Raw genomic sequence first — 14,950 nt, forward strand, 5'->3', positions numbered from 1 at the left:
GTCGCGGCGTGAACACCGCCGCCGAGATCCCCCGACAGCGTTTCATGGACCACACAAGGAGAAACCAGCACTCATGGCATCTCTGACGCAGCGATTGAAGACATTCGCCAGTAGCCCGCAGGGCCGAAAGCTGATCGCGCAGGCCAAGGCCTACGCAAGCAAGCCCGAGAACCAGGCCAAGCTGAAAAGCCTCGGCTCCCGATTCACAGGTAAGGACACACGCCGATGAACGTTCCCGTGTGGGCATGGGCGGCATTCGCCGCCGTAGTGCTCATCATGCTCGCGATCGACCTTCTCGCCCACCGCGGCGCACACATCATCGGGTTCAAGGAAGCAGCATGGTGGAGCGCAGTCTGGGTCGGTGTCGCTCTGATCTTCGGCGGCGTCGTCTTCGCCACTCTCGGTACCACCGCGGGCGTCGAGTACACCACGGCGTGGCTGCTCGAGAAGAGTCTGTCCGTCGACAACCTCTTCGTCTTCGCGCTGATCTTCGGCTACTTCAAGGTCCCGCGTGAGTACCAGCACCGGGTGCTGTTCTACGGCGTCATCGGCGCCCTGGTCTTCCGAGGCATCTTCCTCGCCGCCGGCGTGGCCATCGTCTCGAAGTTCACCGTCGTCCTGTTCGTCTTCGCCGCCATCCTGCTGTACAGCGCGTGGAAGTTGATGAAGGACGAGGAAGATTCCTACGACCCGAGCACCTCGCTCGCAGTTCGACTGCTTCGCAAGGTCATTCCGGTCCGCGAAGAGTACGACGGCACCAAGTTCTTCGTCATGGAAGCCGGCAAGCGTGTCGCGACGCCGCTGTTGGCAGTCGTCGTCGCCATCGAGGCCGCAGACCTCGTGTTCGCCGTCGACAGTGTTCCGGCCGTCCTCGCGGTCAGCGACGACCCGTTCATCGTCTACTCGTCGAACGCGTTCGCGATCCTCGGACTGCGTGCTCTGTACTTCCTGCTGTCCGGCCTTCTCGACAAGTTCCACTACCTGTCGAAGGGCCTGGCGATCATCCTCGGCTTCATCGGCGTCAAGCTGATTCTGCAGGCGAGCCACAAGGTGATCAGCACGTCGATTCCGGAGATTCCGTCGTTCGTGAGTCTCGTGGTGATCGTCACGGTGTTGGCAGGCTCGATCATCCTCAGTATCAAGCGTCCACCCAAGGAGGACGACGAGGAAGTCGAGACAGCAGCCGATCGTCCGAGTCTCACCAAGGACGAGTAACACCCTTATGCACCACATCGACACGCCCGCAGCCTGCACCGGCTGCGGGCGTGTCGTGTTTCGCCGCCCAGTACCACGGGTAGTAGCTCTTCATGACAAATTCGAACTCGTACACCGTTCCCGGACTGAGCACCGACGACGGCGCTCGTGTCGCGACACTGCTGCAGGACCGTCTCAACGCCTTCAACGATCTGCACCTGACGCTGAAGCACATCCACTGGAATGTGGTCGGACCCAACTTCATCGCCGTGCACGAGATGCTGGACCCGCAGGTCGAGGCTGTACGAGGTTTCGCCGACGAGGTCGCCGAGCGCATTGCGACGCTCGGATCCTCCGCATTGGGCACTCCGGGGACCATCGTCGATCAGCGCAAGTGGGACGACTACTCGATCGGCCGCGCATCGGCCATCGAGCATCTGGGGGCACTCGACCTCGTGTACGTCGGCGTCATCGAGGACACAAGGAAGGCGATCGAGGAGATCGGCAAGATCGACCCGATCACCGAGGATTTGCTGATCGGTCAGAGCGGCCAGCTCGAATTGTTCCACTGGTTCGTCCGTGCGCACCTGGAGAATTCCGGCGGCCAGCTCTCGACGGGCGGCGCATCCAGCGAAACCGAGGCCGCGTCGAACGCAGGCTGATCGGCCGAACTTCGCGGTTCGAGTTTGAGTCGGATCCGTCCGGGTACCCCACCAGAGGCCGCTCGGGGCGGCCCACAATCGAAAAGAGGGAACCACAGTGATCGTCCTAGGAATCATCCTCGCACTCATCGGCTTCTTGGCGTCGATCCAGATTCTCTGGATCATCGGAATCGTGCTGATAGTCGTCGGCGCGGTCCTTACATTGCTGGGGTCTGCAGGTCGCGCTGTCGGTGGCAGAAAGACCTGGTATTGACCTTCGGACACAACAAGACGGCCCCGGCGCTCAGCGCCGGGGCCGTTTTTGTTTCTCGGGATGTCACAGCCCTTCGAGTACCTCGGTCATCGTCGGAACGACCTCGTTGCCGACCCTCTCGAACGCAAGCTTGGCCAGCGGATCGGCGAGCTTGGCGACTCCGTTGAACGTGATGTCGGCAACGTACGTGATCTCGGTCGAATCGGAGCCCGACGCGGTGAACGACAGATCGTCGACGGACTTCGCAGTCTTGTTGGTCCCCTCGAACACCACCCGATGCGGACTGTCCTCGACCATCCGGTAGGTCAATTCCGTGCCGATTCCGAACAGTTTCGACTCGTTGTGCCACTCGGTTCCGACGCCGATGTCTCCCGGCGTCGACTTCACGCACTTCTGTGTCCCGGGGTCCCACTTCTCGGCATGCTCGAAGTCCCGGAGGTACGAGACCACGACGTCGATGGGCTTGCGGACGACGAACGTCCGTCGAACCTGAACCATGGTGTGCCTTTCGCAGAAAGTATCGGTTTCGGGCGACTACCCGCTGCGACAGGGCCTCACACCGACGCGCTCGACCACCCGAGAGCCGGGCCGAGCTTCTGGGCCATATCGGTCAGAATCTGCTCGTAATCCTCGTGCTCGAAGCTGAACGGGAGTGCGAACGCCACTTCGTCCACCTCTCGAAACGCCTTGTTGGTGTACAGCTTTTCGGCGATCTCGTCGGACGTGCCGACGATGTCGGGCGCGAACATCATCCGGGCGGGTCCCTGCGGCTCTAGTGTGCGGTCGAATCGGCTCTGCGCGTAGTTCCGATACTTCTCGATCTGCGTGGACGACGCCGAATCCGTCGGGACGACAACGAGACCCTGCGACACGCGGGCATTCTCCCCGTCGGGATGCGCGTCGCGAAACCGCCTGATGTGGGAGAGCTGGATATCGTCGAAGTCCGTGGATTCCTCGGCCTTCACGACGCTGCTGACGAGGAGGTTCATCCTGGCCTCACCCGCCCATGCCGCGGACCTCAGACTTGCTCCGCCGTACCACATTCGACTGCGAAGTCCGGCGGAATGCGGCTGCACTCGATCCGAGAACTGTTCGATCCCGACGGTGCCACTCCAGTCCGACACCGGCTGTCCTTCCACAGCCCGCAGGAGCCGGTTCACCCGTTCGTATCCGAAATCCTCGACGTCGGCGGTATCCGGGTACAACGCGGTCTTGACCCGCTCGTACTGCATGGGGATCCCGACACTGACACCGGGATTGACGCGTCCACCGGACAGCACGTCGACGGTCGCAAGGTCCTCCGCGAGGCGAATGGGGTTCTCCCATCCGAGAGGCGTCACCGCGGTACCGAGATCGATCCGACGAGTGCGCTGCGACGCGGCCGCCATCACGGCGATCGGCGACGAGATGCCGAACTGCAGGTGACGATGCCGAAGCCATGCACTGTCGAACCCGAGGCGCTCCCCCAGTTCGATGATTCCCAGCGTCGACTCGTGGCCGCGACCTGGATCCTGCTCGTCGAACAGTCCGATCGTCAGGAATCCCAACTTGCGCAGCGGTGCCGAGCGTTCGGGCATGGTGCCTCCGTGTCAGGTCGAGCTGTTGTCTACGTGGACATGCTATTTGATCGGCCGACGCCCCATCTGTCGGCCACGGGACTACCATGGCGTCGACGAGCCGACGAAGGACGTGAGCGAAAATGACTCTCGACGACCTCACCGCTTCCGATTCGCATTCTCGCGACCTCGGTCTCGACGCTGCGGCACGGGATCACCTGTGGATGCACTTCACCCGCATGGGGTCGTTCCAGGACAGGGACGTACCCGTCATCACCCGCGGTGAAGGCCACTACATCTACGACTCCCGCGGACGGAAGATTCTCGACGGCTTGTCCGCCTTGTTCGTCGTGCAAGCCGGTCACGGCAGACGTGAACTCGCAGAGGTCGCCGCGGCGCAGGCCACCCAGCTCGCGTATTTTCCTGTCTGGGGTTACGCGACTCCTCCTGCGATCGAACTCGCGGAGCGGTTGGCGAGTTACACGCCCGGCGACCTGAACCGCGTCTTCTTCACCACAGGTGGCGGAGAAGCCGTCGAGAGCGCCTGGAAAGTCGCGAAGCAGCATTTCAAGCTCATCGGAAAGCCGTTGAAGCACAAGTTGATCAGCCGGGCGACGGCCTATCACGGAACGACGCACGGAGCACTCGCCATCACAGGTGTCCCCGCGATGAAGCAGGCATTCGAACCACTCGCGCCGGGCGGATTCCGTGCGGCGAACACCAACTTCTTTCGGGCAGAAGCGCATTCGGACGATCGTGAAGCCCACGCACTCTGGGCAGCCGACCGCATCGAGGAGGCAATTCTGTTCGAGGGACCGGACACCGTCGCCGCCGTGTTCGTCGAGCCGGTCCAGAACTCCGGCGGTTGCCTGACGGCGCCGGCGTCGTACTTCCGTCGTGTTCGAGAGATCTGCGACAAGTACGACGTCTTCATGGTCTCGGACGAGGTGATCTGCGCGTTCGGTAGACACGGAACCATGTTCGCGTGCAGCAAGTTCGGCTACACACCCGACATCATCACGTGCGCAAAAGGCATGTCCTCCGGTTACAGCCCCATCGGCGCGATGATCGCGTCGGAACGCGTCGTAGAACCCTTCCTGGCCGACACCACGACCGCGTTCACGCACGGCTACACGTTCGGCGGGCATCCTGTGTCGGCTGCCGTCTCCCTTGCGAATCTGGACATCTTCGAACGCGAGAAGCTGAACCAGCATGTTCTCGACAACGAACGCGCTTTCGAGACCACGTTACGCACATTGCTCGACCTCCCTGTCGTCGGCGACGTGCGAGGCGACGGTTACTTCTGGGCCATCGAACTCGTCTCCGACAAGGCCACCGAGAGACGACTCGACGCGGCGCAGCGAGAACGTATCGTCAAGCAGTTCCTCCCGTCGGCGCTGTTCGACGCCGGGCTGTACTGCCGACCCGACGACCGCGGTGACGCCGTCGTGCAACTGGCGCCACCGCTGACGTGCGGGCAATCCGAGTTCGACGAGATGGAGCAGATTCTGCGCGAGGTACTGACGCAGGCCGAGCACTTGCTCTGACTGTCGATTCGATTCAGGGAGTGGGGATGTCGATGACCTTCCCGGTCTCGGCTGCGCGTCGAGCGACATCGAGAACTTCCAGCGTGTGAATGACCTCCGACGCAGGAACCGGCTGAGGGCCTTCACCACGCACCGCCGCAGCGAACGCACTGTAGTAATCCTGGTAGCTACCCTGCGCGGACGGCACCTTGCGCGCGCCGGCATCGGTATACAGCGTGCCCCAACGGTCTTCGAGTTCGTATCCCCATTCGGCCGGGTCATCGGCAGGCCGCCGGCCGGCGAAGATCGACTGAGCCTGCACGTCGGTGCCGTCGGAGTAGTAGCTGCCGTCGGTGCCGTACACCCGTAGCTGCCGTGCCTGGAAGTGGTTGACCTTGGTCGCGGACACCGTCGAGTGAACCCCTCCGACGTGATCGATGTCGACGACGAAGGCGCTGTCAGTGAGCTGGTCACCTTCGCCGGCCCAGTCCATCCGGGCGTAGACCGACGTCGCCCTACCGAACAGCCACAGCACCTGGTCGACGAGATGCGCGCCGAGATCACGCAGCAGTCCGCCTGTCGGTCCGAGTTCCAGCGTCTGCGGCTCGTCCAGATCGAACCTCGACTCGATACGCCAGATACGGCCCAGTTCACCGCTGTCGATCACTCCGCGCAAGGTCCTGATGTCGGCATCCCATCGGCGGTTCTGGAAGACACTGAGCAGTAGTCCTGCATCCTCGGCCGCCTTCACGAGATCCAGTCCGCCCTGAGGGTCCGGCGCGAAAGGCTTGTCGGCAACGACGTGAACTCCGCGCGAGAGAGCCTCGAGAACCAACTCTCGTCGTGTCTCGGGCGGCGTCGTGATGGTGACCGCATCGACCCCGGCGTCGATGAGCTCACCGAGGCTGGCATAGACGGGCGTGCCGGGGGCATCGCTCTCGACTTGGGCGGCGCGCTCGGGCGATCGCGTCACGATGCCGACGAGTTCCACTCCCTCCGCCGCTTGGACGAACGGCACATGGAAGTACCGGCCACCGACCCCATATCCGACAACTCCGATGCGCACGATGCCTCCTGGATCCAATGGCGTTAATTTGTTAAGACAACAGAACACATTACAGAAGCAAAGGGCTATCGCAAGGCATATCCGCCGTCCGGATACAGGGTCGATCCAGTGGTGTACGTATTCGTGAACAGATAGAAGACGGCGCGGGCGATCTCGTCTTCGGTTCCCACCCGCCCCAACGTCGTCGCCCGTGCGTACTGCGTGAATGCGGACTCGCGAACCTCCTGCGCCCGCTCACTCCACAAGTGGCCGTCGATCGTTCCCGGCGCGACGGTGTTGACGCGAATCGGTGCCAGCTCGACGGCCATCCCGCGGCCGAGCCCCTCGACGGCTGCGTTTGCAGCCACGTACGCAGGAGCAGCCCCTGGCGGCCGCACGCTTGCAGCTCCTGACATCAGCACGATCGACGCGTCATCGGCCAGAACGTCGAGCGCTGCCTTGACCACCCGATACTGGCCCCAGAACTTCGACTCGAAAGGAGACTGTGCGTCCGCCTCCGACAAGTCTCGGATCGGGCCGGTGACATACGTTGCTGCGGTGGTGAACAGCGCGTCGACCGTGTCGATTCCGGAGAAGAACTCGGTCACCGATGCCGACGACGATGTGTCGACGGTCCGCCAGGCCGCACTCTCACCGAGTTGGGCACATGCATCGGTCAATGTGATCTCGGTACGCCCACCCAGAACTACGGATGCACCTGCCGCGGTCACGAGCTCCGCGACGCGGTAACCGATCCCCGTTCCGCCACCGATCAGAACGACGGTTTTGCCCGACAATTCGCCAGCCGAAATCTTATTCGTATTACTTGCCACGAGTATCGACGGTAGCATGACCGACGTCGAAATTTACTCTGCTGCAGTCAATCTCGCACTTCTAGCACATCCGTCGCAACCTTCGTAGTATTGCGATCGCCGTGATCCGAACTACGACGGTTCATCACGGCAAACCCGGCTCGAAGTCGGGTTGTCTGTGCTTGAATCGGACGTCGGTACGAAATCCTAGGGGCGGATCTACGTGACTGTTGCAGTGAAATCGTCGGAAGAGCATTACGCGTGGGGAATTGCTTTGATGTCGTCGCTGGCGGTGACCGGCATCGTGCAGAAGGTCATTGCCCTGGCAACCTTGGCCATGGCGGTCATCGTCACACTGGAAATGGCATTCGGTTACGGGGCAACCACACCGATCCCGTCGGGTGTGCAGTGGGCGTCGATGATCGCCGCATACATCATGGGCGCATTCTGGATGTTCGGTCCGTGGCCGACGTTGAAGCAAGCATTCGCGTTCGTCATGATCGCCGACATCGCCATTTTCTCGGCCACCCTCGTCGCCGACTTCCCTCCCGAGATCACGCTCGGCAAGACCGCGTTCCTCATCGAACTCGGCATGTTCGTCGGTTTCTTCTTCGAGCGCTGGATGCTCGCAGCTCATATCGTGTTCTGCATCCTCGCCACGACGTTCATCGCCGTGTATGTCGTGCTGTTCGAAGGCGTGGCGATCCTCATGTCGATCGTCGTGTGGTCGCCCGTCGTGGTGTCGATCGGCGGGTTCGTGCTTCTGCTCCACTTCGCGGCGCGATCCATGCGACTCGAATTCGAATAGGTCAGAGCCGACCGACCAACGCCGGCAGACCTGCGGCCGCCGTCGTCCGCCAACGGACATCCGCCATATCGGAGATCTCCGTTTCCACCGGATTGATCTCGACGACCTTCGCGCCGGTGCTGCGGGCCATCGCCGGCAGGCCCGCGAACGGAAACACGACACCGGACGTACCGACCACCAGCACGAGGTCCGCATGCTCGACGGCGTCGACCGATGCTCGCCACTGATCCTCCGGTAACGGTTCGCCGAACCACACCGCGCCCGGACGCATGGGGCCACCGCACTCGGGACACGACGGCGGCGGTACACGATCCGTCTCGTCGTCCATGGGTTCGATGTCGGGTTGCGAATGAACCCCACACTCCGAACATCGTGGATCGAACAAACTGCCGTGCACATGCGCGACGACCGACGAGCCCGCTCGCTCGTGCAGGTCGTCGACGTTCTGCGTGGCAATGTCGAGGTGCGTGCGCTTCTGCCATTCGGCGAGCGCGTAGTGACCCGCATTCGGTTCGGAGCGCCTCACCAACTCGGCGCGCCACTGGTACCAGCCCCACACCAGATCCATGTCCCGGGCCCAACCGTCGGGACTTGCGAGATCCGCCGGGTCGAAGGTGGACCACAGGCCGGTCTGGGCGTCACGAAATGTCGGTATGCCCGACTCCGCAGACATACCGGCACCGGTGAGAACCGTGATCCGGGAGGCCGAGCGGGCGAGTTCGACTACTGCGTCCGGTACTTCGACGTCGACCATGCCGGTAGTGTGCCACGGCACGCCGACAAGATCAGCGCTGGAACCGTCGAGCCGCGCCCTCGAGGCGATCACGGTATTCGGACCAGTACTGCGCATCGTCCGACGCCATGTTGTCGTTGCCGTGAGTGAGCCCTACAGACCCGTCGATCAACTCCCGGACGATGTCTGCGTGGCCGGCGTGCCGGTCCATGTCCGCAATGACGTGCACGATGATCCGATGCAACGTCACGTGCGCCCGATCCTCGGGCCAATGCGGAACGCGACCGGCAGCATCGAGCGGTAGCGTGGCGATGGTTGCATCCGACTGCGCCCATATCTTCTTGTACAGGCCGACAACGTATTCGGTGGATTCGTCGGGAGTGGCCCACATGTCGGAGTTCAACTCTGCCGCGTCCTCTGCCCACGGCACGCGTTCCTGGAACGGGCGGTCGAACGTCCAGGAGAAGTACCCCAGTTCGACGGCCGTGAGGTGCTTGACGAGTCCGAGGAGATTGGTTCCGGTCGAGGTCATCGGCCTCCGGATGTTGTACTCCGACAGTCCATCCAACTTCCAGAGAATTGCGTCGCGTCCGGCTTGGAGATAGCGCTGCAGGTCCGCCTTCATCGAATCCGTCATGGCATCCACCCTCCCAGACACCACCGACACGTGCGCCGAAATCGGCGGCGGTCAGCCCGGTGGACCGACCGCCGCCGACTGCCTCAGTTACCCAGACCCGACTTGTACAGCATCGCGTAGGCCAGCTTGCCCGGCTTCGCGTCCGAGTACGGAGCCGACAACTTTCCGAATTCGCCCTTGGTAGGGGCTTTTCCGTCGTTCCATGCACCGAGTGCGCCGAGTTCGGCTGCGGTCCTGCCGTTGTCGATGACGGCATCCTTCGGGACGGCGACCTGTGCGCGCGAGACGGCGTCGACCGTCGCGAGATAGCTACCGAGATCGGAGCTGTTCCAACCGCTGATGTCGACGGCATCGGAGTCGCGGACCCATGCACCCCAGTAGAACTCCTGGAAGGCAATCGATCCCGGCGTGAATCCGATGTCACGAGCGAAGTAGGTCAAGCTGCGGTACTTGTCGTCTTGGAAGTTCGCCAGGCCGACACCAGCCGGAAGCTGCTCGACGGGGACTTCGGCGCCGTTGACATCGCGGTTCCATACCCACTTCTCGGCCTGCATCTTCGACCAGAAGTCGGCCGGGCTCAGATCGCTGAGGTTGGCGACGACACGAAGCCGCACATGCAGATTCGGTCCACCGTCGGCACTCTCGTAGAACGACGTCAGAGTGTGGTGCCCGTCCGTCAGGTACGGCACGCCGCCCGGCCCGATCACCACCGTCTTCATCGGCGCGATGCTCTCGTCGGTCTCCTGTCCGACGGGCAGCTCACAGGTGAACGACGACGGATTGTCCAGACGCGCGTCGGGCAACGCCGACGCAGCCTCGATCTGGCCGTTGGCCTCGCACCAGTCGTCGAACTTCTTGTTGATCTCGTCCTTGCCCTGGGTGTATCGGCCCAGCTTGTAATACACCTCGTCGTAACCGAGCGAGGGCTGAGTCGCCCGGACATCGCCGATACGCACGTCGAGTAGATCGCCGGCTTCCGCGCAGCCGTACGTCGTGCCGCCTGCCGACCCGGTCGGAAGGACGTCGGCGAACCGGCACAGCAGCGGTGCGGCAGCTGCGGGGGCCGGCGTGGCGACAGTGGTCGCGAGAGTGGCCGACGCGGCAACGAGCGCAAGTGCACCCATCGTGGCCAGTCGGCGTATCGATGCGGTGGGCATCTGGGAGAACTCCTCGTATCGGAAACGTAAGGGCTCTCAGGCTTTCTCAACCGCAGGACCGACCGGTGACCGTCAGATGTCCAACCGGTGATGCGATGATGAACGACGCTTGCGCGGGCTGGTTTTTCGAGCCGATCGGTGTCCGCGAGGATATCGACCGGTGGCGGAATCCACGTGCCGAGTTCAGCCGCGAGCGTGCGGCACCAAGCGCACGAGAACGGCCTTCGACACCGGAGTGTTGGACTTGCGAGCGACATGGTCGAGCGGAACGAGGGGGTTCGTCTCCGGGTAGTACGCAGCCGCATTGCCTTTCGGCGTCGAGTAGGAGACGACGCGAAATGCGTCTGCTCGACGCTCTTCGACCGTGCCGTCGGGCCGCGCCCATTCCGATATCAAGTCCACCTGGTCACCGTCGGAGAAGCCGAGAGACTCGATGTCGGCGGGATTGACGAACACGACGCGTCGGCCGCCCTTGACTCCGCGGTAGCGATCGTCGAGGCCGTAGATCGTCGTGTTGTACTGGTCGTGGCTGCGCATCGTCTGCAGCATCAGCCTGCCTTCGGGAACGGGCAACCACGTGAGCTCGTTGACCCCGAAATTCGCCTTACCCGTGGACGTTGTGAATGTTCGACTGTCGCGCGGCGGGTGCGGGAGTCCGAATCCCTCTTTCTGCCTTACCTTTCGGTTGAAGTCCGTGAAACCGGGGACAACGCGAGAAATCGAGTCACGAATCAGGTCGTAGTCGTCGGCCAGTTTCGCCCAGTGCACCGAGTGCTGACCGCCGAACAATGCTTCCGCGATTCCCGCCACGATCGCGACTTCCGACCGCATTTCGGGACTCGACGGCGTCAGTCCGCCGCGAGATCGGTGCACCATCGACATCGAATCCTCGACCGTGACGAACTGCTTACCGCTGGCACGAACATCCTTGTCCGTCCGGCCGAGCGACGGCAGGATCAACGCCGTGCCGCCGTGGACGAGGTGGCTCCTGTTGAGCTTCGTCGAGACCTGCACGGTCAGAGAACACGAGCGCAGCGCCGCTTCGGTGACGACGGTGTCCGGCGTCGCCGAAACGAAATTGCCACCCATTGCCATGAAGAACGACGCACGTCCGTCACGCATCGCACGAATGGAATCGACTGCGTCCAAACCGTGTTCACGCGGCGACTCGATGCCGAACTCGGTATCGAGGGCGGTGAGGAACGCGTCGGGTACCTTCTCCCAGATCCCCATCGTGCGGTCGCCCTGCACGTTGGAGTGCCCACGCACGGGACAGACACCTGCACCGGGCTTGCCGATCATGCCGCGCGCGAGAAGCAGATTGACCGCTTCCTCGATCGTGGCGACCCCGTGCGTCTGCTGCGTCAAACCCATTGCCCAGCAGATGATGGTGGCGTTCGATGTGATCATCGCGTCGGCCGTGTCCTGCAACTGCTGCATGCTCAAGCCCGTGGCCTCGAGAACCACGTCGAGGTCGACGCGGCGAATGTGGTCGATCCACCGATCGAAGCCGGCGGTGTGCTCGGCGATGAAGTCGTGGTCCAGAACCGTTCCGGGAGCAGCATCTTCGGCATCCACGAGGAGTTTGCCGAGCCCCTGGAACAGGGCCATGTCCCCACCGATACGGATCTGCAGGTACTCGTCCGAAATGGACACACCGTCACCGATCACACCGTGCACCTTCTGCGGGTCCTTGAACCGTTGCAGTCCGGCCTCCACGAGAGGGTTGACGGCGATGACCTTGGCGCCGTTCTTCTTCGCCTTCTCCAACGTGGAGAGCATGCGAGGGTGATTGGTCCCCGGGTTCTGGCCCGCGACGATGATCAGGTCCGCATTCTCGATGTCCGGTACCGACACCGACCCCTTGCCGATACCGATGGACGCGGACAGCGCGCTGCCCGAGGACTCGTGACACATGTTGGAACAGTCCGGCATGTTGTTCGTACCGTAGGACCGAATCAGCAACTGGTACATGAACGCAGCCTCGTTGGACGTACGCCCAGAGGTGTAGAAAATGGCCTCGTCCGGACTCCGAAGAGACCGGAGCTCGTCGGCTATGAGCTCGTTCGCGGACTCCCAATCGATGGGCTCGTAGTGAGTTCCGCCGGGCCGCAGCACCATCGGATGTGTCAGGCGCCCTTGCTGCCCCAGCCAGTACTCGGTGCGGCCGAGCAGATCGTCGATCGAATGCTCGGCGAAGAACGACGGTCCGACGGTTCGTTTCGTCGCTTCCTCCGCAACAGCTTTCGCACCGTTCTCACAGAATTCTGCGTGCTTGCGGTGGCCGGGCGTCTCGGGCCACGCACATCCCGGGCAGTCGAACCCTTTTCGTTGGTTCAGAGCAGCCAGCGAGTAGGTCGTACGCAGCGGGCCCATCTGTTCGAGACCTCGCTGCAACGACACCAGTACGGCAGGAACACCCGCGGCGTAGTTCTTGCTCTCGGTGACGACGACGTCGCCCTCGTCGTAGTCGTGGTCGTCGCGTTCGAACATGCTGCGACGTTGCCTCACCGGGGGTAGCCGTGTCCAAGACGGGCCGCCTACCGTTCGATAGGTGAGGCCGATGACTGCTGCTCGAGGCCGATGGCGGTCTCTTCGAGTGCGCGGATCAGTGCTGACCCTTGCGAAGACCTCGCTGTGATCAACCCGATGACCGGTGCCTCCAGTTCGCTCGCGAGCGGCAGGCACCGCAGCCCGGGTGGTTCACCGAAGACGTGTCGCCAGACGCGCGGAACCACGGCGGCCCAGTGACCGGTCTTCACGTGTGCGTACAACGATGCGATCGAGTCGGTCTCGACCCGAGGCGTGTGGGTGGCGCCGTCGTACGCGAAGAACTCGTCCAGGATTCGGCGCCCCCGCATCATCGACGGCAGCGCACACAACGGAAGGCTCGACGCTTCACGCCACGTGATGCTGTCGCCTGGGGTGTCCTTCGCATCCATCGCACTCGAGTCGACGGACACGAGCAGGTCGTAGTACTCGCGGTACAGCGGGAAAGTGCGAAACCGAGACTCGATGTCGTCGTCGAGATAGGTGATGCCGCCGTCGAGCTCGAATCGGTCGATGCGCGAGGTGATTTCGCCCGACGGGAGATCCTCGGCCAGGTTCACCGTGACGAGAGGGTGTTTCTGACACAGGGGACCCGTCAGGTCTGCGACGGTAGCCGACGCCGTCGGCACTGCACCGAGCCGAACTGTTCCCGCGACTCCGGAGCGAAGCGCCGCCGCTTCGTGCTTCAGGGCCTGTTGGTCGGCGACGATTCGCCTGGCCCACCGAACGATCTGCTCGCCTTCCGGAGTGAGTCCCTCGAACTTCCTCCCCCGCACGATGAGCGGCAGATCGAGTTCGATCTCCAATTTCCGAATGGCCTCGGACAGAGCAGGTTGCGACACATGACATGCTTCGGCAGCCCGGGTGAAGTGACGTTCACGCGAGAGCGCCACCAAGTACTCGAGCTGACGGAACAGCACGCGCTACACCGGTCCCGTCGTGCCACGGACGACCAACCTGGGCCTCAACACTGTCGACACCGTCTCCGTACGTTCGTGATCGAGACGCTCCACCGCTGCCAGAATCGCGCGCCTCGCCTGCTCCTTGGGCTCCTGACTGACGGTGGTCAGGTCGATGTGCGCCATCCGGGCGAGCGTGCTGTCGTCGTATCCCGTGACCGACATGTCGCCGGGGACGGACACGCCCGAGCGTTGCAACGCGTCGAGCACGCCGACGGCGCTCCGATCGTTGGCCGCGACGATGGCCGTCGGGGGCGCCGACCCGTCGGCCAGAAGCTCGGCTACTGCGTCGAAACCTCGTTGGTCGGTGAAGTCGCCGGCCACGACCGACACGAACTCGTCGAGACCATGCCGATGCATCGCGCGGCGGTAGCCTGCCTGCCGGTCCTTGCCGATGGAGCCCGAACCCGTCAGGTGCGCGATTCGCTTGTGCCCCAGTCCGACGAGGTGGTCGACGACGTCGCTCATGCCGCGGGAATCGCCCGCCCTGACCGCATCGACAGCGCTGACACGACGACCCACCGCGACGAGAGGAACCCTCTTGTTCCACGTGGCGAGGTCGTCGTCGGGCACTTCGGGTCCGAGCAGAACCACTGCCTCACAACGGAAGTCGAGGAGCGTCTCGATGACGTTGGATTCGGGATGTGTGGGAGTGACGGCGCCGAGGACGATCTCGTATCCCACCGAATCGGCCTCGGCGACCATGTGCTCGACCATCTCGGCGTGGAACGGGTTTCGGATGTTCGCCATGACGCCGATGAGGTGTGTGCGACGCAGCGACAGCAGTGCCGCGGTGCGGTTCGGCCGGTAGTCGAGTTCGTCGGCGACGGCCAGAACCCGTTCCTTCGTCTCGGCGCTCGGACCTGGCACTCCACGGAAAATCATGGAGACGAGCGCCTTCGACACACCCACTCGGTCCGCGATGTCTTGCATCGTCACTGATTTGCCGGCGGCCATGGAACCCCTCTCGCGTCGACCCTCATGATGTCCCACTTCGGGTGCAGCCTTGACACCGCGGTGTGCCGTGTCTCATAGTAGTCGAACTAGACCGGTCAAAT

General features: G+C 63.1%; 16 protein-coding genes. 6 read left to right on the plus strand and 10 right to left on the minus strand.

The window, feature by feature from the left end; translation table 11 throughout:
• The first annotated feature begins 73 nt into the window (after window positions 1-73).
• From CHB96_RS29835 to CHB96_RS29840, 4 genes are all read left to right on the plus strand, one after another.
• On the plus strand, window positions 74-229 hold the full coding sequence (locus CHB96_RS29835; RefSeq protein ID WP_176444477.1) for a hypothetical protein: 156 nt from the start codon (window positions 74-76) through the stop codon (window positions 227-229).
• Window positions 226-1,215, plus strand: coding sequence for a TerC family protein (locus CHB96_RS23980; protein WP_089251040.1), 990 nt, complete (start codon window positions 226-228; stop codon window positions 1,213-1,215). Before CHB96_RS29835 ends, CHB96_RS23980 begins: the two co-directional genes overlap by 4 nt.
• Before the next feature lie 92 nt (window positions 1,216-1,307).
• A complete protein-coding gene (locus CHB96_RS23985) occupies window positions 1,308-1,856 on the plus strand; it encodes a Dps family protein (protein ID WP_089251042.1) in 549 nt (182 codons plus the stop codon).
• A 97-nt stretch (window positions 1,857-1,953) separates the two neighbouring features.
• Entirely contained in the window at window positions 1,954-2,109 is a 156-nt protein-coding gene (locus tag CHB96_RS29840) for a DUF6131 family protein (RefSeq protein WP_089251044.1), read from the plus strand.
• Between the two features lie 63 nt (window positions 2,110-2,172).
• On the opposite strand, the gene CHB96_RS23995 is transcribed toward CHB96_RS29840, so the two are convergent.
• Together CHB96_RS23995 and CHB96_RS24000 are read right to left on the minus strand one after the other, a co-directional pair.
• A complete protein-coding gene (locus tag CHB96_RS23995) occupies window positions 2,173-2,607 on the minus strand; it encodes an SRPBCC family protein (protein ID WP_089251046.1) in 435 nt (144 codons plus the stop codon).
• Window positions 2,608-2,663: 56 nt separating this feature from the next.
• Window positions 2,664-3,686, minus strand: a complete 1,023-nt coding sequence (locus tag CHB96_RS24000) for an LLM class flavin-dependent oxidoreductase (RefSeq protein ID WP_089251048.1) — start codon at window positions 3,684-3,686, stop codon at window positions 2,664-2,666.
• Window positions 3,687-3,808: 122 nt separating this feature from the next.
• Here CHB96_RS24000 and CHB96_RS24005 point away from each other — a divergent pair, with 122 nt between their 5' ends.
• Entirely contained in the window at window positions 3,809-5,212 is a 1,404-nt protein-coding gene (locus tag CHB96_RS24005) for an aspartate aminotransferase family protein (RefSeq protein WP_089251050.1), read from the plus strand.
• 13 nt (window positions 5,213-5,225) lie between these two features.
• On the opposite strand, the gene CHB96_RS24010 is transcribed toward CHB96_RS24005, so the two are convergent.
• Both CHB96_RS24010 and CHB96_RS24015 read right to left on the minus strand, forming a co-directional pair.
• Entirely contained in the window at window positions 5,226-6,257 is a 1,032-nt protein-coding gene (locus tag CHB96_RS24010) for a Gfo/Idh/MocA family protein (RefSeq protein WP_089251052.1), read from the minus strand.
• Between the two features lie 65 nt (window positions 6,258-6,322).
• On the minus strand, window positions 6,323-7,087 hold the full coding sequence (locus tag CHB96_RS24015; RefSeq protein WP_089251054.1) for an SDR family oxidoreductase: 765 nt from the start codon (window positions 7,085-7,087) through the stop codon (window positions 6,323-6,325).
• Window positions 7,088-7,271: 184 nt separating this feature from the next.
• Here CHB96_RS24015 and CHB96_RS24020 point away from each other — a divergent pair, with 184 nt between their 5' ends.
• Window positions 7,272-7,856, plus strand: coding sequence for a giguanylate cyclase (locus tag CHB96_RS24020; RefSeq protein WP_089251056.1), 585 nt, complete (start codon window positions 7,272-7,274; stop codon window positions 7,854-7,856).
• Between the two features lies 1 nt (window position 7,857).
• Here the strand turns inward: CHB96_RS24020 and CHB96_RS24025 are convergent, their stop codons facing one another.
• From CHB96_RS24025 to CHB96_RS24050, 6 genes are all read right to left on the minus strand, one after another.
• Window positions 7,858-8,610, minus strand: coding sequence for an SIR2 family NAD-dependent protein deacylase (locus tag CHB96_RS24025; RefSeq protein WP_089251157.1), 753 nt, complete (start codon window positions 8,608-8,610; stop codon window positions 7,858-7,860).
• A 31-nt stretch (window positions 8,611-8,641) separates the two neighbouring features.
• Entirely contained in the window at window positions 8,642-9,226 is a 585-nt protein-coding gene (locus CHB96_RS24030) for a DinB family protein (protein ID WP_089251159.1), read from the minus strand.
• A gap of 83 nt (window positions 9,227-9,309) precedes the next feature.
• Window positions 9,310-10,383, minus strand: a complete 1,074-nt coding sequence (locus CHB96_RS24035) for a ParB/Srx family N-terminal domain-containing protein (protein ID WP_089251058.1) — start codon at window positions 10,381-10,383, stop codon at window positions 9,310-9,312.
• A gap of 183 nt (window positions 10,384-10,566) precedes the next feature.
• The gene (locus CHB96_RS24040) at window positions 10,567-12,876 is read right to left on the minus strand and encodes an FdhF/YdeP family oxidoreductase (RefSeq protein ID WP_089251060.1); all 2,310 of its coding nucleotides are present in this window, start codon (window positions 12,874-12,876) and stop codon (window positions 10,567-10,569) included.
• A 47-nt stretch (window positions 12,877-12,923) separates the two neighbouring features.
• Window positions 12,924-13,853, minus strand: a complete 930-nt coding sequence (locus tag CHB96_RS24045; RefSeq protein WP_089251062.1) for a LysR family transcriptional regulator — start codon at window positions 13,851-13,853, stop codon at window positions 12,924-12,926.
• A 3-nt stretch (window positions 13,854-13,856) separates the two neighbouring features.
• Complete coding sequence (locus CHB96_RS24050; RefSeq protein WP_089251064.1) at window positions 13,857-14,849, minus strand: LacI family DNA-binding transcriptional regulator; 993 nt, start codon at window positions 14,847-14,849, stop codon at window positions 13,857-13,859.
• Between the last annotated feature and the right edge of the window lie 101 nt (window positions 14,850-14,950).

Origin of the sequence: Rhodococcoides kyotonense, assembly GCF_900188125.1 — a bacterium.
GTDB lineage: Bacteria > Actinomycetota > Actinomycetes > Mycobacteriales > Mycobacteriaceae > Rhodococcoides > Rhodococcoides kyotonense.